A 19,894-nucleotide genomic window follows, 5' to 3' on the forward strand; every position below is an offset into this window, starting at 1 on the left:
TTACAGCTCCTTGGTGGCGGTGGCGATGGCGGTCAGGAAGGCGTCGTTCTCGGCGGGGGTGCCGGTGGAGACGCGCAGCCATCCGGGGACGCCGTTGTCGCGGATCAGCACGCCTTGGTCGAGGACGGCCCGCCACACCGCGTGGGTGTCGGCGAAGCGGCCGAACTGGATGAAGTTGGCGTCGGACTCGGTGACGTCGAGGCCGAGCGCGCGCAGCCCGAGGACGACCCGGTCGCGCTCGGACTTCAGCCGGTCGACGTAGCCGAGCAGGGTGCCGGTGTGCTCCAGGCAGGCCAGCGCGGTGGCCTGGGTGACGGCCGACAGGTGGTAGGGCAGCCGGACCAGCTGCACCGCGTCCACCACGGCGGGATCGGCGGCGAGGTAGCCGAGCCGCAGGCCGGCCGCGCCGAACGCCTTGGACATCGTCCGGCTGACCACCAGGTTGGGGCGGCCCTCCAGCAGCGGCAGCAGCGAGGCGCGGTGCGAGAACTCGACGTACGCCTCGTCGACGACCACCAGGCTGGGCCCGGCGGCCTGCGCGGCCTCGTACAGGGCCAGCACGGTCTCGGCGGCGACGGCGGTGCCGGTCGGGTTGTTCGGCGAGCAGACGAACACCACGTTCGGGCGCAGCTCGGCGATGGCGGCGCGGGCCGCGTCCAGGTCGATGGTGAAGTCGGCGTTGCGCGGGCCGGAGACCCAGCCGGTGCCGGTGCCGCGGGCGATCAGGGCGTGCATCGAGTACGAGGGCTCGAAGCCGATCGCGGTCCGGCCGGGGCCGCCGAAGGTCTGCAGCAGCTGCTGGAGCACCTCGTTGGAGCCGTTGGCGGCCCAGACCTGCTGCCCGGTGACGGCGAAGCCGGTGGTGTCGCTGAGGTACTTCGCCAGGCCGGCCCGCAGCTCGACCGCGTCCCGGTCCGGGTAGCGGTTGAGGTTCCGGGCGGCCTCGGCGACCCGCTCGGCGATCCGGGCCACCAGCGGCTCGGGCAGCGGGTACGGGTTCTCGTTGGTGTTGAGCTGGACGGGCACGTCCAACTGCGGTGCGCCGTACGGGGACTGGCCGCGCAGCTCGTCCCGGATGGGGAGGTCGTCGATCTTCGTCACGAGCTGGGGACACTCCACTCGAATCGGGCCTTGATGGCGTCGCCGTGGCCGGGCAGGTCCTCGGCCTCGGCCAGGTTGACCACGTGCGCGGCGACGCCGGCCAGCGCCTCCCGGTCGTACTCGACGACCTGGACGCCGCGCAGGAAGGTCTGCACGGACAGGCCGGAGGAGTGGCAGGCGCAGCCGCCGGTGGGCAGCACGTGGTTGGAGCCGGCCGCGTAGTCGCCCAGCGAGACCGGGGTGTAGCGGCCGAGGAAGATCGCGCCCGCGTTGCGGACCCGCTCGGAGACCGCGTGCGGCTCGGCGGTCTGGATCTCCAGGTGCTCGGCGGCGTAGGCGTTGACCACCGCGAGGCCCTGCTCCAGGTCGTCGACCAGGATGATGCCGGACTGCGGGCCGCCCAGCGCCTCGGCCACCCGCTCGGCGTGCTTGGTCCGGGCGACCTGCGCCTTCAGCTCGGCCTCGACCGCGTCGGCCAGCAGCGGCGAGGCGGTGACCAGCACGGAGCCGGAGGTCGGGCCGTGCTCGGCCTGGCTGATCAGGTCGGCGGCGACCTCGGCGGCGTCCGCCGTGTCGTCCGCGAGGACCATGATCTCGGTCGGGCCGGCCTCCGAGTCGATGCCGATCCGGCCCGCGAACAGGCGCTTGGCGGCCGCCACGTAGATGTTGCCGGGGCCGGTGACCAGGTTGACCGGCTCGCACTCCTCGGTGCCGAGCGCGAACATCGCCACGGCCTGGGCGCCGCCGACCGCGTACACCTCGTCCACGCCGAGCAGCGCGCAGGCGGCCAGGATGGCCGGGTGGACACGGCCGCCGAACGCCTTCTGCGGCGGGGAGGTGACGGCGATGCCGGCCACCCCGGCCTCCTGCGCGGGCACCACGTTCATCACCACGGAGGACGGGTAGACGGCGAGGCCGCCGGGCACGTACAGGCCGACCCGGTCGACCGGCACCCAGCGCTGGGTGACGGTGCCGCCGGGCACCACCCGGGTGGTGTGGCCGACCCGGCGCTGGTCGGAGTGGACGGCGCGGGCGCGGCGGATCGTCTCCTCCAGCGCGGCGCGGACCTTCGGGTCCAGCTGCTCCAGCGCCTCGGCGATCTGCCCGGCCGGGACGCGGGTCGACTCCAGCCGGACGCCGTCGAAGCGCTCGGTGATCTCGATCAGCGCCGCGACCCCGCGATGGCGTACGTCCTCCGCGATCGGCCGGACCCTCTCCAGGGCCGCTTCGACGTCGAACTCGGCACGGGGCAGCACGTCGCGCGGGTCCGTCGAGGAGCCGCGGAGGTCGATTCGAGAGATCACAGGCCCAAGTGTAAGGAGTGGCGAAAACCGGCCGCCCGGCATTTCAGTCCGTGATACGAAAGGTGAGACGAAACCAAGATCATCGGGGGGCTCGGTGGACCAGGCAGCGGCGGCGGGGCAAGCGGTCGAGCAGCCGCCTGCGGCAGCGCCCGTGGCGGCCGAGCCCGCGGACGTCGGGCCTGCGGCGGCGGAGCCTGCGGCCGAGACGGCGGTGCCGGCGACGGTGGCCGGGCCTGCGGCGGTGGCCGGGCCTGCGGCGGTGGCCGGGCCTGCGGCGGTGGCCGGGCCTGCGGCGGCCGAGGCGGCAGGGGGGCGAGCGGCGGCGGAACTCGTGGCGGCGGCCGAGCCGACAGCAGCAGCGGGGCAAGCAGTCGAGCAGCCGCCTGCGGCAGAGGCGGCGGAGCCCCCGGCCGAGGCGGCGGTGCCGGCAATGGTGGCCGGGCCTGCGGCAGCAGGGGGGCGAGCGGCGGCAGAACTCGTAGCGGCAGCCGAGCCGACAGCAGCAGCGGCAGCAGCGGGGCAAGCGGTCGAGCAGCCGCCTGCGGCGGAGCCCGTGGCGGCCGAGCCGGCGACGGCCAGGCCGGCGGACGCCGAGCCTGCGGCCGAGGCGGCGGACGCCGAGCCTGCGGCAGCCGGGCCTGCGGCCGAGGCGGCGGTGCCGGCGATGGTGGCCGGGCCTGCGGCGGCCGAGGCGGCAGGGGGGCGAGCGGCGGCGGAACTCGTGGCGGCGGCCGAGCCGACGGTGACCGAGGTAGCGGCGGGGCCCCCAACGGCAGCAGGGCGCACCGCAGCCGAGCCCGTGGCGGCAGCGGCCGGGCCGACAGCGGCAGCCGAGCCCGCAGCGGCGGTGGCTGGGCCTGCGGCGGGCCCGCCCTCGGCGGGCGGGCCCGTGGCGGACCGGGCGCCGGATGACTGGAGCGCGACCGAGCGCGGCTTGTGGGAGGCGTTCCGGCACGGCGAGGTGTACGACCTGCGGTCCGGCACCGGCCCGGCCGAGTTCGTGCTGCCCGCCCCGGCCGGGCGGGCCGTCCGCCCGGACGGCGGGGAGGGGCACGGCCCGGACGACCCGTTCGCGGCCGGCGGCTGGGGCCCGGAGCGCACCGTCCGGGCCGAGGTGATCGCCCGGCTGCTGCTGCACGGCCCGGCCGCCGCGCCCGGCCGGGTCACCGCGCTGAAGCTCACCGGCGCCCTGGTCACCGGCGAGTTCACGCTGGCCGGCGGCCGGATCGACTGCTACGTCGAGTTCCAGCTCTGCCGCTTCGAGCGCAAGCTGCTGCTCTCCGAGGCGACCGCCGGCACGCTGCGGATCGTCTCCTGCGCGCTCCCCCGGCTGGAGGCGTCCCGGCTGGTCAGCGAGGGCGACGTGCACCTGGCCCGCTGCGGGATACCCGGCGGCGTCCGGCTGACCGACGCCCGGATCGGCACCGACCTGCTGCTGAACCAGTCCGCCGTCGGCCCCGACGCGTACGGGCGGGCGGTCTCCGCCGACGGGATCTCCATCAACCAGGACTGTGAGGCCGAACGCCTCGACCTGATCGGCGAGTTGAGCCTGCGCTCGGCCCGGATCGGCGGCCGGCTCTCGCTCCGCGGCGGCTCGCTGCGGGCCGCCGGGCCGGACAACCCGACCGCGGTCAACGCGGCCCGGATCACGGTCGGCCACACCCTGTACCTGTCCGGTTCCGAGGACGCCAACTGGACCGGCTCGCGCACCGTCTACGGCTCCGGCTACGGCGGGTCGACGGTCGCCGCCCCCTACCGGGACACCACCCACACCCCGTTCCGCGCCTGGGGGCGGATCCGGCTCTCCGACGGCCGCTTCGACAACGCCGTCCTGATCACCAACGCCGAGTTCCACCTCGGCGAGGGCGAGGAGCTGGCGCTCAGCCGGATCCAGACCCCCGAGCTCCGCTTCACCTGCGACACGCCGCCGACCGGCGCGGTCAGCCTCAACCGGGCCCGGATCGGCAACCTGGTCGACTCCCCCGGCGCCTGGCCCACCGCGCACCACGTCTCGCTGACCGGCTTCACCTACGAGTCGCTCCGCCCCGCCGAGCCCTTCCCGCTGGAGCGCCGGATCGCCTGGGTCGACTCCGGCCGCGAGTTCCGCCCCGAGGCGTACGAGCAGCTGGCCGCCGCGCTGCGCCGGGACGGCGCCGACGAGGACGCCCGCGCCGTCCTGTACGCCAAGCAGCGCCGCCGCCGGCGCACCCTGCCGCTGCCCGGCCGGCTCTGGGGCCACCTGCAGGACGCCGCCGTCGGCTACGGCTACCGGCCCGGCCGGGCCGCCGCCTGGCTGGTCCTCGCCTGGGTGCTGGGCACCGCGTACTTCGCCGGGCACCGGCCCGCGCCGGTCAAGCCGGACGAGTCCGTGGTGTGGAACCCGGCGCTGTACGCGGCCGGCAAGGTCCTGCCGCTGATCGACCTCGGCCAGAACGGCTGGAACCCGGACCGCACCGGCCAGTGGGTCGCCACCGCCCTGGTGCTGACCGGCTGGACGCTCGCCACCACCGCCGTCGCGGGCGTCACCAGACTGCTCCAGCGCGGCTGACTCCCGCCGCGCCCGGGAAACCGCGGAGCGGCGGCGGCCCCCCGGCAACTACGCTGTCCGCCGTGACTGATCGGCTCCCGCTCTTCCCGCTCAACACGGTCCTGTACCCGGGCCTGGTGATGCCCCTGCACGTCTTCGAGGAGCGCTACCGCCGCTTGGTCGCCGACCTGGAGAAACTGCCCGAGGACGCGCCGCGCCGCTTCGGCGTGGTCGCCGTCAAGGACGGCCGGGAGACCGCGCCGGTGCGCGAACTCGACGAGCCGGCGGGCCCGTTGGACGGCATCGGCACCCCGGACGGCGACCCGCTGGACGCCCTCTACCCGGTCGGCTGCGTCGCCGACATCGCCTCCGTCCGGGAGCAGCCGGAGGGCCGCTACGAGCTGCTCGTCACCGGCACCACCCGGTTCCGGCTGCGCGCCCTGGACGCCACCGGGCCCTACCTGGTCGGCGACGTCTCGGTGCTGCCCGAGGAGCCGGGCGAGGGCTCCGGCGCGCTCGCGGCCGGCGTCGAACGCGCCTTCCGGACGTACCAGAAGCGGCTGGCCGGGGCCCGCGAGGCCACCCTCAGCGGCGAACCCGAGCTCCCCGACGACCCGCAGGTGCTCTCCTACCTGGTCGCCGCCGCCACCTCGCTGCCTACCAAGGTCAAGCAGGAGCTGCTCGCCTGCCCCGACACCGCCCAGCGCCTGACCCGCGAACTCGCCCTGCTCCGGCAGGAGAGCGCGGTGCTGGCGAAACTGCCCTCGCTGCCCGCCGTCGACCTCACCCGCCAGGCGTTCAGCCCGAACTGAGGACCCGAGGAACCCCCTTGGCCAAGAAGAAGACCGCCGGCGGCACCCCCGCCACCGTCGCCCTCGACACCGCCGGCGTCCCGTTCACCGTCCACGAGTACGCCCACGACCCGGCCGCCGCCTCGTACGGGGCCGAGGCCGCCGAGGCGATGGGCGTGCCCCCGGAACGGGTCTTCAAGACCCTGCTGGCCGAGACCGACGGCACCCTCGCGGTCGCCGTCGTCCCGGTCTCCGGGCAGCTCGACCTGAAGGCGCTGGCCGCCGCGCTCGGCGCCAAGCGCGCCGCGATGGCCGACCCGGCGGCGGCCGAGCGCTCCACCGGCTACGTGCTCGGCGGCATCTCGCCGCTCGGCCAGCGCAAGCGGCTCCGCACCGTGGTGGACTCCGGCGCGCTGGCCCACCCGACCGTCTTCGTCTCGGCCGGCAAGCGCGGCACCGAGGTCGAACTCGCCCCGGCCGACCTGGTCCGGCTGACCGGCGCCCGCACCGCGCCGATCGCCAGGCCCTGAACGGCGGCGGCTACTCGGCCGGGGGCCGCTGCTCCCGGCCCTGGCCCTGGTCCTGGCCCTGCTCCGGCTCGTCCGGCTGAGGCTCCTTCGTCAGCGACGGCTGCGCGGCCTGCGGGGCCTGCGCGGCCTGCGGGGCCGGCGCGAACGGGTTGTCGGCCCCCGGCGCGGCCGGCCACGCCCCCTCCGAGCCCGGCGTCGCCCAGTACGGCGGGCGGTCGGGCTCGCGCTTGCCGAAGGTCGCGGAGAGCGCCAGCAGCAGGATCATCGCCGTCATCGGCCAGACCATCAGCGCGCCCTTCGCGGTCAGCTCCAGCGGCCCGTCGAACGTCCCGCCGTTGCCGACGGACCGGGCGTGGGCCCGCAGGTCGGTGGTGGCGCCGAGGTGGGTGCCGAGCTGCCAGGCGATGACCGAGCCGAGCAGGCCGCCCACCGCCAGCCCGACCGCGACGGCGATGCCGCCGCCCCGGGACCGGGTCCACAGGAAGGCCCCCAGCGAGGTCAGCAGTCCGAGCCCGAGCCCCAGCAGCGAGAACACCCCGACCGCGCCGATCAGCTCCTCGCCCTCCGGGGCGCGGTACAGGATGTGGTTGTCCTGGACGGCGTAGCCGACCCGGGGCGCCAGCCAGAGCCAGAGGAACCCGAAGACCACGCCGAGCACCGCCCCGGCCAGGACGATGATCGCCCCGATCCGCAACTCGGGCCCGAGCGGCGCCCGCTCCGCGCGGACGGGCGGCGGCGGGAGGGGCGGGGCGAAGGGGTCCGGCCCGGGCGTGCTGCCCGCAGGTGTGTTCGGTACGGTCACGCCCCCATCGTTTCACGTCCGCCCGGACGGGTGTCGATCTCGTCCGACAAGCAGCCCGGCGTACTGCCCAGATCCCCTCGCGGGAGCTACCTCGCGGCGCGCCGGTAGGCCCAGGTGGCGAGGGTGAGCGAGGCCAGGCCGACCGCGCCGCAGACGCCGAGGTCGAGCAGGACGCGGGCCCAGTCGGGGTCGGGGGCGAAGGTGAGGGCGAAGGCGTCGACGCCGTAGCTGGAGGGGAGCAGGTCGCGCAGCCACTGCACGGGCTCGGGGAGCCGGGAGGCGGGCAGGACGCCGAGCAGCAGGGCGGCGGACATGCCGAGCTGTCCGGCGAGGGTGGCGAGTTCCTGGCGGGGGGCGAGCAGGCCGAGCGCGGCGCCGAGGCCGGCCAGGGCGGCGCCGGTGAGCGGGATGACGGCGAGCAGGATCCAGAGCCGGCCGAGCGGCAGGTCGAACATCCAGCTGCCGAGTCCGGCGGTGGCGAACACGCCGGGGACGGTGAAGGAGGCGTACGCGGCGGCGGTGCCGAGGACGACGGAGGCGGGCGGCACCGGCAGGGTCGCGTAGTGGTCGAGGCCGCCGGTGGCGCGCAGTTTGCCGAAGTACTGGGCGAGCAGGTTGAGCGCGACGAAGGCGACGACCAGGACGGCGGAGCCGGCCACCACGGCGTGCGCGGAGGGGTTGTCGCCGGGGTCGACGACGCCGCGCATCATCACCAGGATGCCGACGGACTGGAAGGTGGCGACGAACAGCAGCGGGATCCGGGCGACCTTGGCGCGGGCCAGCTGGGCCCGGTAGACGGCGGCCAGCGCGGGCAGCGGCCGGGCGGCGGGGGCGAGCGGCGCGGGCGCGGTGCTGACCGCGGGGGCGTCGAGCAGGGTCATCGGGCGAGTCCTCCGGGCCGTCCGCCGAGTCGGAGGTAGGCGTCCTCCAGGGTGGGGGTGGCGAGGGTGAAGTCGTCGAGGGCGGCGAAGGCGGGGCCGGTGGTGACGGCGGCGACCAGTTCGCGGGCCTCCTCGGGGGTGGTGCGCAGGGTCCAGCGGCGGCCGGTGCGCTCGGCGCGCTCGGCGAGGTCGGCGACGGCGGGGACGGTCAGCGGGGCGTCGGTGCGCCAGACCAGGTCGAGCCGGACGTGGCCGTCGACCAGGGCCTTGAGGCCGCCGGGGGTGTCGCAGGCGATGACCTTGCCGGCGTCGATCACGGCGACCCGGTCGAGGACGGTCTCGGCCTCGATGACGTTGTGGGTGACCAGCAGCACGGTGGTGCCGCGTTCGGCCCGGCGGCGGTCGACGGCGGTCCAGACGGCGCGGCGGGCGACCGGGTCCATGCCGGTGGTGGGTTCGTCCAGGACCAGCAGCGGGCGGTCGCCGATCAGCACGGCGGCCAGGCAGGCGAGGCGGCGCTGGCCGCCGGAGAGCTTGGCGAGCGGGCGGTGGGCGAGCGCTTCGAGGCCGAGTTCGGTGATCACGTCGGCGGTCTCGGCGCGGGCGGCGGCCCGGCCGAGGCCGCGCAGCCGGCCGGTGGTCTCGGCGGCGAGGGCGACGGTGAGCTCGTCGAGGGCGGTGGACTCCTGGCCGAGGTAGCCGAGCAGCCGGGCGGCCCGTTCGGGGTGCCGGACGATGTCGTGGCCGAGCAGGTCGATCCGCCCGGCGTCGGGGCGGAGCAGCCCGGTGAGCTGGCGGACCAGGGTGGACTTGCCGGCGCCGTTGGGCCCGAGCAGGCCGAACACCTCGCCGCGTCCGACGGCGAGGTCGATGCCGTCGTTGGCCCTGACCTCGGTGCCGCCCGTCCGGTAGGTCTTGACCAGGCCGCTGACCGTGCAGCAGCCCTGAGGTGCCTTGCTCACGACGGAAGACTCTACGCGCCGTAAGGGACGTTCCGGACACCCGGGGTGGCGCGGGCCCGGGGCGTCAGTGGTCCTCCAGCGCCTCCGGGTGCTGGCGGGGGTCGGGGACGCGGGCGGCGAGTTCCTTCCAGAAGCCCTCCCGGATGGCGTACCTGTCCTGCTCGTCGATCTGGTCCTCCTTGTGCGCGAGCAGGCCGAACCGGGCGGCGTAGCGCAGCAGTTCGCCGTCCAGCCGGTGCGGGATGCGCGGGTGGTCGGTCCACAGCGGGCCGGGGTGCTCGGCGTCGGGGAGGCGGTCCAGCCAGCGGCGGGCGAAGACCTGGCCGACCTCCTGCGGGTCGCCGCCGACACTGGTGAGGTCCTCCTCGCGGTCCGCCCAGCGCTGGGCGGAGGTGGTCAGCCGGTCCAGGGTGGGGAGCGCGTCGGCGGCGGTGGAGTCGGCGCGCTCGACCCAGCCGCGGTCGGAGGACCAGCGCAGCACCGGCCCGGCGGCGGGCCCGGACGCGACGGCGGCGGGCGCGGGCGGCGGGACGGCCCGGCCGGCCAGGTCCTTGGGGGTGGGGATGACCCGCAGCGGGGTGGCCCGGGCGGTGGCGGCGGGCGCGGGGACGGCGGGCGCCGGCGCCCCGGGCGCGGCCGCGGGGACGGACAGCGGGCGGGGCCGGGGCGCGGCGGGCGGCACCGCGACGGACGCCCCGGCGGACTCCCGCGGGCGGGCCCAGCGCTGGATCCAGGCCCGGTCCAGCACCCGGCGCTCGTCGGCCTCGCCGACCAGCTCCTCGGACTGGTTGAAGTCCCCGTCGGCGGCCTCCAGCGCCCACAGGTGCACCGCGACGCCGTGCTCCTTCGCCGAGGCGACCCCGGGCAGCAGGTCGCCGTCGCCGGTGACCAGCACCACGTCGGCGCAGGCGTGGTTGCGGGCCAGCTCGCTCAGTTCGGCGTGCATCGCGGCGTCCACGCCCTTCTGCACCCAGCGGCCCTCCGCCCTGGTCAGCGCGCCCAGCCGGACGGTGACCCGGGGCAGCACCCGCAGCCTGCGGTGCTCGGGCGCGGGGCGGCGGTCGACGGCCGCGTCGAACCAGTAGATCCGCAGCAGCGGCAGCCCGGTCTCGGCCTGGGCGCGCTCGCGCAGCGCGGCGATCAGCACCGGGTGGTCGACGGCGATCCGGGACCGGCCGGGCTCCCCCGCGAGCAGGCTGGCGGCCGCGCCCAGCAGGTAGCCCGCGTCGACCAGGACGACGCAGCGGTCCATCTCCGGTACCTCCTCCTCGGTCCGGCCCCCGACGGCGGCATCCCGCCCGGCGGCCCGGCGACCGTTGGGCACACCTTTACCCTCCGTTCGCCGACCGAACCACCCCCGTCCCCTCGCTCCCCGCTCCTCCCGCCGCCCCCGCCCGCCCGCCGTCCGGCCGGGCCCCGTCCCGACCCTGGATACTGGGACACCGTGCGGAAGAGTGCGGTGGCGTTGTGCGCGGTGGCGGCGGTCGGGACGGTGGCCGTGGTGCTGGTCCCGGCGACCGCGCCGGAGACCTCCAGCGGGGACGCGGCGCTGCTGTCGGTGGTCGTCAACGGCGGCCGGACGGTCGAGCTGGGCGCGGCCGAGAGCCGTACCGTCACGGTGGAGGTGACCGCGCGTGACCGGTCGGGGATCCGGGCGGTGGAGCCGATCGGACTGTGGGGGCCGAACTACGCGGCGCTGAAGGTCGGTCCGATGTCCTGCGTGCCGCTCGACCCGGCCGGGACGACGGCCCGGTGCGGCGGGGAGGCGACGGTGGCGTCGTCCTCCCGGACGCTCTTCGACGACCAGGCGGGCACCTGGTTCGTCGACCTGCGGATCCGGGCGAACGACGGCGACCGCTACCTCTCGAAGAACGCCGCCGGCTTCTCGCTCAAGCGCGCGGCCCGGATCGACGACGCGCGGGTCGACGACGCGGCGGAGGGCGCGGCGGGTGCGGCGGCGGGCCGGGCGGTGACGGTCCGGGGCCGGCTGCTGCGCGCGGACTGGGACCGGAAGGCGGACGTCCCGCAGTACGGCGCCGGCGCGTACCTGCAGTTCCGTCCGGCGGGCGGCGACACCTGGACGACGGTGGCGTCGACGGGCGCGGACTCCGGGGGCCTGCTGTCGGTGACCGTGCCGGTGCGCGGGCCGGGGGCGTTCCAGTGGTACGCGCCGGGCGACAAGTGGACGGCGGGCGCGCTCTCCGCCGAGCTGCCGCTCGCGGTGGACGGTCCGGCCGCGCACCCGGGGCAGTGAGGAGGGGCCCCGGGCGGCTGCCCGGGGCCCCTCCTCGGCGCGAGGCGATGCGCGCTCGGCCGCGCAGCTCAGCCGCGCAGCTCAGCTCAGCCGCGCAGCTCGGCCGCGACCAGCTCGGCGATCTGCACGGCGTTGAGCGCCGCGCCCTTGCGCAGGTTGTCGTTGGACAGGAACAGCGACAGGCCGTGCTCGACGGTCTCGTCGGCGCGGATCCGGCCGACGTAGCTCGGGTCCTGGCCGGCGGCCTGCAGCGGGGTGGGGATGTCGGTCAGGGCGACGCCGGGGGCGCCGGCCAGCAGCTCGACGGCGCGCTCGGGGGCGAGCGGGCGGGCGAAGCGGGCGTTGACCTGGAGCGAGTGGCCGGTGAAGACCGGGACGCGCACGCAGGTGCCGGAGACCTTCAGCTCGGGGATGCCGAGGATCTTGCGGCTCTCGTGGCGGAGCTTCTGCTCCTCGTCGGTCTCGTTGCTGCCGTCGTCGACGATCGACCCGGCGAGCGGGACGACGTTGAACGCGATCGGCCGCTGGTAGACGCCGGGCGCCGGGTACTCGACGGCGGCGCCGTCGTGGACGAGCGCGGCCGCGCCGTCGACGACCTTGCGGGCCTGCTCGTGCAGCTCGGAGACGCCGGCCAGGCCGGAGCCGGAGACCGCCTGGTAGGTGGAGACCACCAGGGCGACCAGCTCGGACTCCTCGTGCAGCGGGCGCAGCACGGGCATCGCGGCCATGGTGGTGCAGTTCGGGTTCGCGATGATGCCCTTGGGGCGGTCGGCGATCGCGTCGGGGTTGACCTCGGCGACGACCAGCGGGACCTCGGGGTCGCGGCGCCAGGCCGAGGAGTTGTCGATGACGACGGCTCCGGCGGCGGCGACCTTGGGGGCCAGCGCCTTGGAGGTGGCGCCGCCCGCCGAGAAGACCACGATGTCCAGGCCGCTGTAGTCGGCCGTGGCGGCGTCCTCGACGGTGACCTCGGTGTCCTTCCAGGGCAGGGCGCGCCCGGCCGAGCGGGCCGAGGCGAACAGCCGCAGCTGCTCCACCGGGAAGTTACGCTCCGCCAGGATCTCGCGGACCACGCCGCCGACCTGACCGGTGGCACCTACGATGCCGATCCTCATCCGTCTCTCCTCCTGCTACCGGTTGTGCCGGTTGTCCCGGCCCATCATGCCTTGTCAGGGCGGGTTTCGGTGGGGGTGTCCCAAAGCGTGAACGCTTGCCGTCCGGGGCGGAAATCCCTCCTGCGCGGGCGCTTTCCGACCGGAAATCCTGCAGCCGTCGGTCAGGCGTCCCCGAAGTCGTGGGCGAGCAGCGGCAGCCGCACGGCGGGCGTCGGGATGCGTCCGGCGCGGTGCAGCAGCGCCTTGAGCGCGGTCGGGTTCGGGCCGGCGAAGGCGGCCCGGGAGACGTCGGCGAGTTCGGCGCCGAGCTTGCGGGCGAGCACGGCGTCGCCGTCCCGCCAGGCCGCGTGCAGGGCGACGAAGCGGGCGGTCTCCAGGTGGGCGGAGGCCAGGATGCCGCCGGCCGCGCCGAGCGCGAGCAGCGGGGAGAGGAACAGGTCGTCGCCGGCCAGCACGCCGCGCGGTTCGGCGGCGAGCAGGGCGATCGTCTCCTCGTCGACGCCGCCGGGCGCGTACTTGATCCCGGCGACGCCGGGCAGCGCGAGCAGGTCGAGCAGGGCGGCGGCGCCGAGCGGCTGCCCGGTGCGGTACGGGATGTGGTAGATCACCAGCGGCAGCGGGCTGGTCGCGGCCAGGGCCCGGAAGTGCGCGAGGACGCCGGCCGCGCCGGGGCGGACGAACGCGGGGACGGCGACCAGCGCGGCGTCGGCCCGGCCGTCCAGCGCGGCGAGCGCCTCGGCGGTGCGGGCGGTGCCGCCGTGCCCGGCGCCGACGGTGAGGACGGCGCCGTACGCGTCGGCGGCCCGGCGGCAGACCTCGACCACGGCGTCCTGTTCGGCGGTGGTGAGCGAGCCGGGCTCGCCGGTGGTGCCGAGTGCGACGAGGCCGGCCGCGCCGGCTTCCAGGCTGTCGCGGGCGAGCCCCTCCAGGGCGTCGAGGGCGAGGGCGCCGTCGGCGGTGAAGGGCGTGACCAGCGGGACGTGGATGCCGTGGAGTTCCATGTCGGCAGCCTGCCGGGCGGCGACCGTGCGGGTCCAGTTCACATTTCCGATGCTTCTCGTAAGCTGGGCCGATGCTCGATGTGCGAAGGCTGCGGTTGCTGCGCGAACTGGCCCACCTGGGGACGATCGCGGCGGTCGCGGAGGCGTTGGCGTTCAGTCCTTCGGCGGTGTCCCAGCAGCTGTCGGTGCTGGAGCGGGAGGCCGGGGTGCCGCTGCTGGAGCGGACCGGGCGGCGGGTGGCGCTGACCCCGGCGGGGCGGAACCTGGTGCGGCACACCGAGGCGGTGCTGGAGCTGCTGGAGCGGGCCGGCGCCGAGCTGGCGCACGCCCGGACGGGGCCGGCCGGGCCGCTGCGGATCGGCGCCTACCCGTCGGCGGTGCGCGCCCTGCTGCCCGCGGCACTGGCCGAACTGGCCTCCCGGCACCCGGAGTTGGAGGCGATGGTGACCGAGGTCGACCCGGCGGCGGTGGCCGGGGCGCTGCGCGCGGGCGAGTTGGACGTGGCGCTGGTGCACGAGTACGACCTGGTGCCGGGCGAGCCGGAGGACGGGATCGCGCTGACCGGGCCGGTGTTCGCCGAGCCGCTGTACCTGGCGGCCCGCTCGGCCGGTCCGCTGGCCGGGCACCGGGACAGCCCGTGGATCACCTCGCCGGCCGGCACGCTCTGCCACGCGATGGTCCAACGGGTGTGCCAGTCGGCCGGGTTCAGCCCCCGGGTGCGGCACCGGGTGGACGACTTCGCCGCCCAGCTGGCCCTGGTCGCGGTGGGCCAGGGGGTGGCACTGGTGCCGCACCTGGGCGTCGACCGCTGCCCGCCGGGCGTCGCGCTGACCCGGCTGCCGCTGTACCGGCGCACCCGCACCGCGTTCCGGGCCGGCGGCGCGGCCCACCCGGCGGTGGCGGCCTTCGCGGCGGCCCTGCACACGGCCGTCCCGGCCGAACTCCGCTCGGCCTGACCCTCCCGCCGTTCACGCGTGATCGCTAGCCTTCCGCCATGCATCAGTTGAACGAGGAGCAGGAGCAGCCGGGCCGTTCCGGGCCGGACGCCACGGTGGAGGTCCGGGCCGAGCGGGTCGGGCCGGTGCGCACCGAGTACGCGCCGGACCACGACGGCGACCCGGACCCGGGCGAGATCGTCTGGACCTGGGTGCCGTACGAGGAGAACGACGGCCGGGGCAAGGACCGCCCGGTGCTGGTGGTGGCGCGGGAGGCGGGCGGCTCGCTGCTGACGGTGATGCTGTCCAGCAAGGGGCACGACGACGACCGGGACTGGGTGCCGCTGGGCGCCGGGCCGTGGGACCGCAGCGGGCGGGACTCCTGGGTGGCGCTGGACCGGGTGTTCCGGGTCCGGGACGGCGGGATGCGGCGGGAGGCGTGCGCCCTGGACCGGGCCCGTTTCCGGCTCGTGGTCGACGCGTTGAGGGCCCGTTACCACTGGCACTGAGTAACGATTATCGGATCATCCTTTCCACGTTCACCCTCGTACCGGTACAACGGCTCCAGGATTCGCCACAGTCGAGCTGGAGTCGCCCGCATGAGCAGCAACACTCCCCCCGGATACGAACCGCCGCAGGACCCCTACGCCCAGTACCAGCAGGGCGCGGGATTCCCGGGGTGGCTCAGCCCGGCCCCGGCCCCCGGCTACCCGCCGGCCCCGGGCTCCCGCGTGCTGGCCTCCCCGGGGGACCGCCTGCTGGCCCGGCTGATCGACGCCGCGGTGCTGATCGTCCCGTTCATCGTGGTGGCCGTCATCTCGCTGGGCAGCCTCCTCTACTACGTGCTCGCCGCGGTGGTCCTGGTCGCGTACGAGGGCGGCATGCTGCTGACCCAGCACGGCCAGACCGTCGGCAAGAAGGTGATGAAGCTGCGCGTGGTGAGCGCGGCCACCGGCGGCCGGCCGACCGACAACGAGCTGTGGACCCGGGCCGGCATCTACGGCGTCCCGGTCCTGGTCCCGTACGTCGGCGGCCTGTTCTCGCTGGTCAACACGCTGTCCCTGCTCTGGGACAAGCCGCTCCAGCAGTGCTTCCACGACAAGGGCGCCAAGACCGTGGTCGTCAAGGAGAACTGACGCCCCGGCGGTGCGCACCCGGGCCCCGGCGGAGACCGCTCTCCGCCGGGGCCCTCGGCGTGTTCCGGCCCGCCCCCGCCCGCTCAGCTCGCTCAGCTCGCCAGGCAGCTCGGCCCGAGCAGCTGCTTGAGGTCGCCGAACAGCGCCGGGTCGGTCTTCACCCGGTGCCGGTCGAGGCGCAGCACCACCGTCGACCTCTCCTTGCGCAGGTGCACGTGCACCTCGGTGCTGCCCCGGTGGTGGCGCAGCACCTCGCCGAGCCGGGCGATGATCGGCGGGGTCAGCTTGTCCTCCGGCACGGTGATCACGATCGGCAGCTGCGCCGCGAGGTTGTTCAGGTCGGGCACCGACAGGTCCATCGCCATCAGCCGCGGCACGTCCTCCCGCTTGTCCAGCCTGCCGCGGACGAACACCACGGCGTCCTCGGCGAGTTGCGCGGCGTACTGCTGGTAGCTGGCGGGGAAGAACATGCAGTCGATCGAGCCCGCCAGGTCCTCGACGGTGGCGATCGCCCAGGCGTTGCCCTGCTTGGTCATCTTGCGCTGCAGGCCCGAGATGATGCCGCCGATGGTGACCGTCACGCCGTCCGGCCGCTCGGCCAGGTCGGCGACCGCGCAGTCCGCCTTGTCGGCGAGGACGTGCTCGATGCCGTGCAGCGGGTGCGAGGAGACGTACAGGCCGAGCATCTCGCGCTCGTGGGTGAGCAGCACGGGCTTCTCCCACTCGTCCTCGGCGAACACCACGTCCAGCCCGAAGGACGGCTCGTCCGAAACGGTCTCGAACAGGTCGAACTGCCCCTCGGCCTCCTTGCGCTTGATCCCGACCACGTTGTCGATCATCGGCTCGAACTGGGCGCTCAGGCCCTTGCGGGTGTGCCCGAGCGAGTCGAACGCGCCGGCCTTGATCAGCGATTCGACGGTGCGCTTGTTGCACACCACCGACTCGACCTTCTCCAGGAAGTCCGGGAACGAGGTGTACTTCCCCTTGGCCTTCCGGGTGCGGATCATCGACTCCACCACCGGCCCGCCGACGTTGCGGATCGCGGTCAGGCCGAACCGGACGGTCTCGCTGCCGTGCGGGGTGAAGTCGGCGTCCGACTCGTTGACGTCCGGCGGGAGGACCTGGATGCCCATCTTGCGGCACTCGTTGAGGTAGACCGCGGACTTGTCCTTGTCGTCCTTGACCGAGGTGAGCAGCGCCGACATGTACTCGGCCGGGTAGTTGGCCTTCAGGTACGCCGTCCAGTACGAGACCAGCCCGTAGCCGGCGGTGTGCGCCTTGTTGAAGGCGTAGCCGGAGAACGGGACCAGCACGTCCCAGACCGCCTGGATCGCCGCGTCCGAGTAGCCGCGCTCCCGGCAGCCGCGCTGGAACGGGACGAACTCGGCCTCCAGGATCTCCTTCTTCTTCTTGCCCATCGCGCGGCGCAGCAGGTCGGCCTGGCCGAGCGAGTAGCCGGCCAGGATCTGCGCGGCCTTCTGCACCTGCTCCTGGTAGACGATCAGGCCGTAGGTGGGCTCCAGGACCTCCCTGAGCGGCTCGGCCAGCTCCGGGTGGATCGGGGTGATCTCCTGCTGGCCGTTCTTGCGCAGCGCGTAGTTGGTGTGCGAGTTGACGCCCATCGGGCCCGGCCGGTAGAGCGCCAGGACGGCGGAGATGTCCTCGAAGTTGTCGGGCTTCATCAGGCGCAGCAGCGAGCGCATCGGGCCGCCGTCGAGCTGGAAGACGCCCAGCGTGTCGCCGCGGGCGAGGAGTTCGTAGGCGGGCTTGTCGTCCAGCGGGAGCTGGAGCAGCTCGATCCTGACGCCCTTGTTCCGCTCGATCGCCTTGACCGCGTCGTCCATGATCGTCAGGTTGCGCAGGCCGAGGAAGTCCATCTTGAGGAGCCCGAGGCCCTCGCAGGTGGGGTAGTCGAACTGCGTGATGGTGACGCCGTCGGTGTGCCGGGTCCAGACCGGGATGTGGTCGGTCAGCGGCTCGGCGGACATGATCACGCCGGCCGCGTGCACGCCGGGCTGCCGGATCAGGCCCTCGATGCCGCGCGCGGTGTCGATCACCTTCTTGACGTCCGGGTCGTTCTCGTACAGGGCGCGGATCTCGCCCGCCTCGCCGTAGCGTGGGTGCGCGGAGTCGGTGATGCCGGACAGCGGGATGCCCTTGCCCATCACGTCCGGTGGCATCGCCTTGGTGATCCGGTCGCCCATCGCGTACGGGTAGCCGAGGACCCGGGAGGAGTCCTTGATCGCGGCCTTCGCCTTGATGGTGCCGTACGTGACGATCATGGCGACCTTGTCGGAGCCCCACTTCTCCGTCACGTAGCGGATCACGTCGGCGCGCCGGCGTTCGTCGAAGTCGATGTCGACGTCGGGCATCGAGACGCGCTCGGGGTTGAGGAAGCGCTCGAAGATCAGGCCGTGCGGGATCGGGTCGAGGTCGGTGATGCCCATCGCGTAGGCGACCAGCGAGCCGGCCGCCGAACCGCGGCCCGGGCCGACCGCGATGCCCTGGCTCTTCGCCCACATGATGAAGTCGGCGACCACCAGGAAGTACGCCGGGAAGCCCATCTGGACGATGGTGTCCATCTCGTACTCGGCGAGCTCGCGGTGCTCCTCGTCGTAGCCGCCCGGGAAGCGCCGGTCCATGCCCTCCCAGACCTTGGCCCGGAAGAACTCCGCCTCCGAGCCGAAGCCCTCCGGGATCGGGAAGCGCGGCATCAGGTTCTTGAACTCGAACATGCCGGTGGTGTCGACCCGCTCGGCGACCAGCAACTGGCTGTTGCGGCAGCCCTCCTGCCAGATGTCCGAGGAGTCCAGGCCGTACATCTCGGCGGCCGACTTGACGTAGTAGCCGGTGCCGTCGAACCGGAACCGGTCCGGGTCGGAGAGGTTCTTGCCGGTCTGCACGCACAGCAGCAGGTCGTGCGCGCCCGCGTCCGCCTCGGTGGTGTAGTGCGAGTCGTTGGTGACCACCGGCGGGATGTTCAGCCGGCGGCCGATCTCGACCAGGCCGTCGCGGACCCGGCCCTCGATCTCCAGGCCGTGGTCCATCAGCTCCAGGAAGTAGTTCTCCCTGCCGAAGATCTCCTGGTACTCGCCGGCCGAACGGAGCGCCTCGTCGAACTGGCCCAGCCGCAGCCGGGTCTGCACCTCGCCGGACGGGCAGCCGGTGGTCGCCATCAGGCCGGCCGCGTGCTCGGCGATGATCTCCTTGTCCATCCGCGGCCACTTCACCAGCCAGCCCTCCGCGTAGGAGCGCGAGGTCAGCTTGAAGAGGTTGTGCAGGCCCTCCTTGTTCCGGGCCCAGATGGTCTTGTGCGTGTAGGCGCCGGACGCCGAGACGTCGTCCCGCTTCTGGTGCGGCTGCCCCCACAGGATCCGCTTGGTGTTCGACCGCGACTCCGGCGCGACGTACGCCTCGATGCCGATCACCGGAGTGATCCCGGCCGCCACCGCCTGCTTGTGGAACTCGGCGGCGCCGTACATGTTGCCGTGGTCGGTCATCGCGACGTGGGTCTGCCCCAGCCGCCCGACCTCCGCGAAGAGCTGCTTCAGCCGGGCGGCACCGTCCAGCATCGAGTACTCGGTGTGGACGTGCAGGTGCGCGTACGGCTGGTCGCTCAAGGCGGGGCCTCCGGGGTCGTCCTGGGAGAGGGCTGAAACACGTGCGGCCCGAGCCACCACCAGGGCTCGGACCACGGCTTCCGGGTTCGCGCTCCCGAGTCTAATCCTCCTCCGCTCTCCCTCCCCTCTCCCTCTCGCCCTCCTCTCCGCTAACCTCCCTCCGACACTCGTCACGTCCCAGGGGGGAATCACCACATGACCTACGCACCGCCCCCGTACGGCCCGCCGCCGTACGGCCCGCCCGCCACACCCGCCCGGACCGCCCGCGGACTGGGCGCCGTCGGCTCGACGCTGCTGCTGCAGGCCGCCGTGCTGATCGCGGTCCTGGTGTACGACCTGTCCGAGGCCGGCAGCGCCTACCTGCCCACCGCGCTCGGCTTCTCCTACACCCACGTGGTGCCCGGCCCGACCAGCTTCATCGGCGGCAGCGCCCCCTACCTGGTGATCATCCTGATCACGGCCTTCCGCGCCTTCGCCGGGGCCGCCTGGACCAGGGCCGCCGCCGTGGTGCTCACCGGGGCCAACGCCTACCCCATGGTCGGCGAGCTGTGGCTGCTGTTCACCGGACCGCTCGGCAAGTCCGGCTACGCCACCAAAACCAACGCGAACCTGCTGCTGACCCTGGCCCTGGTGCTGCACGTGCTGGTGTTCGTCGTCATCGCCATCACGGTCGCCTCCACCCGCACCAGCACCCCCGCACCCCCGCCCGCCTACCTCCCCCAACCCCCCTTCGTCCCCGCCCCGGGCCACACCCCGGGCCCCACCGCACCCCCCGCCCCGTCGGCCTACTCGGCACCCGCCCCTGCCGCCCCGGCACCGGCACCGGCACCGGCACCGGCGGCCCCCGTCGACGGCCACGGCGCCGCGTACGCCTATCCCCCGCCCCCGCCGGCCACCCCGCCGGCGGGCTGAACGCGACCGGCTGAACGCGGCCA

At 74.5% G+C, this 19,894-nt stretch carries 17 protein-coding genes; 8 read left to right on the plus strand and 9 right to left on the minus strand.

The genetic code is table 11. The annotated features are described in order from the left end of the window. Entirely contained in the window at nt 1–1,101 is a 1,101-nt protein-coding gene (locus KSE_RS10170) for a histidinol-phosphate transaminase (protein WP_014135210.1), read from the minus strand. Further along, a complete protein-coding gene (hisD, locus tag KSE_RS10175) occupies nt 1,098–2,405 on the minus strand; it encodes a histidinol dehydrogenase (protein ID WP_014135211.1) in 1,308 nt (435 codons plus the stop codon). The genes KSE_RS10170 and hisD overlap by 4 nt, the downstream gene beginning before the upstream one ends. 889 nt (nt 2,406–3,294) lie before the next feature. Between hisD and KSE_RS10185 the strand changes: the two genes are divergently transcribed. The 3 genes from KSE_RS10185 to ybaK all read left to right on the plus strand — a co-directional run bounded on the left by KSE_RS10185 (nt 3,295) and on the right by ybaK (nt 6,253). Next, nucleotides 3,295–4,953 (plus strand): oxidoreductase, encoded by a 1,659-nt coding sequence (locus KSE_RS10185; RefSeq protein WP_033258177.1) that lies wholly within the window; start codon nt 3,295–3,297, stop codon nt 4,951–4,953. Between the two features lie 62 nt (nt 4,954–5,015). Next, nucleotides 5,016–5,744 carry an LON peptidase substrate-binding domain-containing protein gene (locus KSE_RS10190; RefSeq protein ID WP_014135214.1) on the plus strand — a complete coding sequence of 243 codons (729 nt, stop codon included), beginning with the start codon at nt 5,016–5,018 and terminating at the stop codon, nt 5,742–5,744. A gap of 17 nt (nt 5,745–5,761) precedes the next feature. Further along, entirely contained in the window at nt 5,762–6,253 is a 492-nt protein-coding gene (gene ybaK / locus KSE_RS10195; protein WP_014135215.1) for a Cys-tRNA(Pro) deacylase, read from the plus strand. Nucleotides 6,254–6,263: 10 nt separating this feature from the next. On the opposite strand, the gene KSE_RS10200 is transcribed toward ybaK, so the two are convergent. The 4 genes from KSE_RS10200 to KSE_RS10215 all read right to left on the minus strand — a co-directional run bounded on the left by KSE_RS10200 (nt 6,264) and on the right by KSE_RS10215 (nt 10,150). Next, nucleotides 6,264–7,055, minus strand: coding sequence for a hypothetical protein (locus KSE_RS10200; RefSeq protein ID WP_014135216.1), 792 nt, complete (start codon nt 7,053–7,055; stop codon nt 6,264–6,266). An 86-nt stretch (nt 7,056–7,141) separates the two neighbouring features. Beyond that, a complete protein-coding gene (locus tag KSE_RS10205) occupies nt 7,142–7,936 on the minus strand; it encodes an ABC transporter permease (RefSeq protein ID WP_014135217.1) in 795 nt (264 codons plus the stop codon). Continuing rightward, complete coding sequence (locus tag KSE_RS10210) at nt 7,933–8,898, minus strand: ABC transporter ATP-binding protein (RefSeq protein WP_014135218.1); 966 nt, start codon at nt 8,896–8,898, stop codon at nt 7,933–7,935. The genes KSE_RS10205 and KSE_RS10210 overlap by 4 nt, the downstream gene beginning before the upstream one ends. A 64-nt stretch (nt 8,899–8,962) precedes the next feature. Continuing rightward, nucleotides 8,963–10,150 carry an NYN domain-containing protein gene (locus tag KSE_RS10215; protein WP_014135219.1) on the minus strand — a complete coding sequence of 396 codons (1,188 nt, stop codon included), beginning with the start codon at nt 10,148–10,150 and terminating at the stop codon, nt 8,963–8,965. 192 nt (nt 10,151–10,342) lie between these two features. Here KSE_RS10215 and KSE_RS10220 point away from each other — a divergent pair, with 192 nt between their 5' ends. Continuing rightward, nucleotides 10,343–11,152, plus strand: coding sequence for a hypothetical protein (locus tag KSE_RS10220; RefSeq protein ID WP_148283083.1), 810 nt, complete (start codon nt 10,343–10,345; stop codon nt 11,150–11,152). Nucleotides 11,153–11,238: 86 nt separating this feature from the next. Here KSE_RS10220 and KSE_RS10225 read toward each other — a convergent pair whose 3' ends face one another. Together KSE_RS10225 and KSE_RS10230 are read right to left on the minus strand one after the other, a co-directional pair. Continuing rightward, nucleotides 11,239–12,267: an aspartate-semialdehyde dehydrogenase gene (locus KSE_RS10225; RefSeq protein WP_014135221.1), complete on the minus strand. Its 1,029-nt coding sequence runs from the start codon at nt 12,265–12,267 to the stop codon at nt 11,239–11,241. 161 nt (nt 12,268–12,428) lie between these two features. Then, nucleotides 12,429–13,310 carry a dihydrodipicolinate synthase family protein gene (locus tag KSE_RS10230; protein WP_014135222.1) on the minus strand — a complete coding sequence of 294 codons (882 nt, stop codon included), beginning with the start codon at nt 13,308–13,310 and terminating at the stop codon, nt 12,429–12,431. 29 nt (nt 13,311–13,339) lie between these two features. Here KSE_RS10230 and KSE_RS10235 point away from each other — a divergent pair, with 29 nt between their 5' ends. The 3 genes from KSE_RS10235 to KSE_RS10245 all read left to right on the plus strand — a co-directional run bounded on the left by KSE_RS10235 (nt 13,340) and on the right by KSE_RS10245 (nt 15,339). Continuing rightward, nucleotides 13,340–14,224, plus strand: a complete 885-nt coding sequence (locus KSE_RS10235) for a LysR family transcriptional regulator (RefSeq protein WP_014135223.1) — start codon at nt 13,340–13,342, stop codon at nt 14,222–14,224. A gap of 38 nt (nt 14,225–14,262) precedes the next feature. After that, nucleotides 14,263–14,712, plus strand: a complete 450-nt coding sequence (locus KSE_RS10240; protein WP_014135224.1) for a type II toxin-antitoxin system PemK/MazF family toxin — start codon at nt 14,263–14,265, stop codon at nt 14,710–14,712. Nucleotides 14,713–14,802: 90 nt separating this feature from the next. Continuing rightward, nucleotides 14,803–15,339, plus strand: coding sequence for an RDD family protein (locus tag KSE_RS10245; RefSeq protein WP_014135225.1), 537 nt, complete (start codon nt 14,803–14,805; stop codon nt 15,337–15,339). Nucleotides 15,340–15,431: 92 nt separating this feature from the next. Here KSE_RS10245 and dnaE read toward each other — a convergent pair whose 3' ends face one another. Next, nucleotides 15,432–18,959, minus strand: a complete 3,528-nt coding sequence (dnaE, locus tag KSE_RS10250; protein ID WP_014135226.1) for a DNA polymerase III subunit alpha — start codon at nt 18,957–18,959, stop codon at nt 15,432–15,434. 195 nt (nt 18,960–19,154) lie between these two features. On the opposite strand from dnaE, the gene KSE_RS43605 reads away from it, so the two are divergent. Next, nucleotides 19,155–19,871, plus strand: a complete 717-nt coding sequence (locus KSE_RS43605) for a hypothetical protein (RefSeq protein WP_014135227.1) — start codon at nt 19,155–19,157, stop codon at nt 19,869–19,871. The last annotated feature ends 23 nt before the right edge of the window (nt 19,872–19,894 follow it).

The sequence above is a fragment of the Kitasatospora setae KM-6054 genome (assembly GCF_000269985.1).
Lineage (GTDB): Bacteria > Actinomycetota > Actinomycetes > Streptomycetales > Streptomycetaceae > Kitasatospora > Kitasatospora setae.

What these genes read in the sequence shown, in the direction of transcription:
- KSE_RS10205 (WP_014135217.1), bottom strand. Translation starts at nt 7,936, where the DNA reads ATGACCCTGCTCGACGCCCCCGCGGTCAGCACCGCGCCCGCGCCGCTC.
- KSE_RS10215 (WP_014135219.1), bottom strand. Translation starts at nt 10,150, where the DNA reads ATGGACCGCTGCGTCGTCCTGGTCGACGCGGGCTACCTGCTGGGCGCG.
- KSE_RS10225 (WP_014135221.1), bottom strand. Translation starts at nt 12,267, where the DNA reads ATGAGGATCGGCATCGTAGGTGCCACCGGTCAGGTCGGCGGCGTGGTC.
- KSE_RS10235 (WP_014135223.1), top strand. Translation starts at nt 13,340, where the DNA reads ATGCTCGATGTGCGAAGGCTGCGGTTGCTGCGCGAACTGGCCCACCTG.
- KSE_RS10240 (WP_014135224.1), top strand. Translation starts at nt 14,263, where the DNA reads ATGCATCAGTTGAACGAGGAGCAGGAGCAGCCGGGCCGTTCCGGGCCG.
- KSE_RS10245 (WP_014135225.1), top strand. Translation starts at nt 14,803, where the DNA reads ATGAGCAGCAACACTCCCCCCGGATACGAACCGCCGCAGGACCCCTAC.
- KSE_RS43605 (WP_014135227.1), top strand. Translation starts at nt 19,155, where the DNA reads ATGACCTACGCACCGCCCCCGTACGGCCCGCCGCCGTACGGCCCGCCC.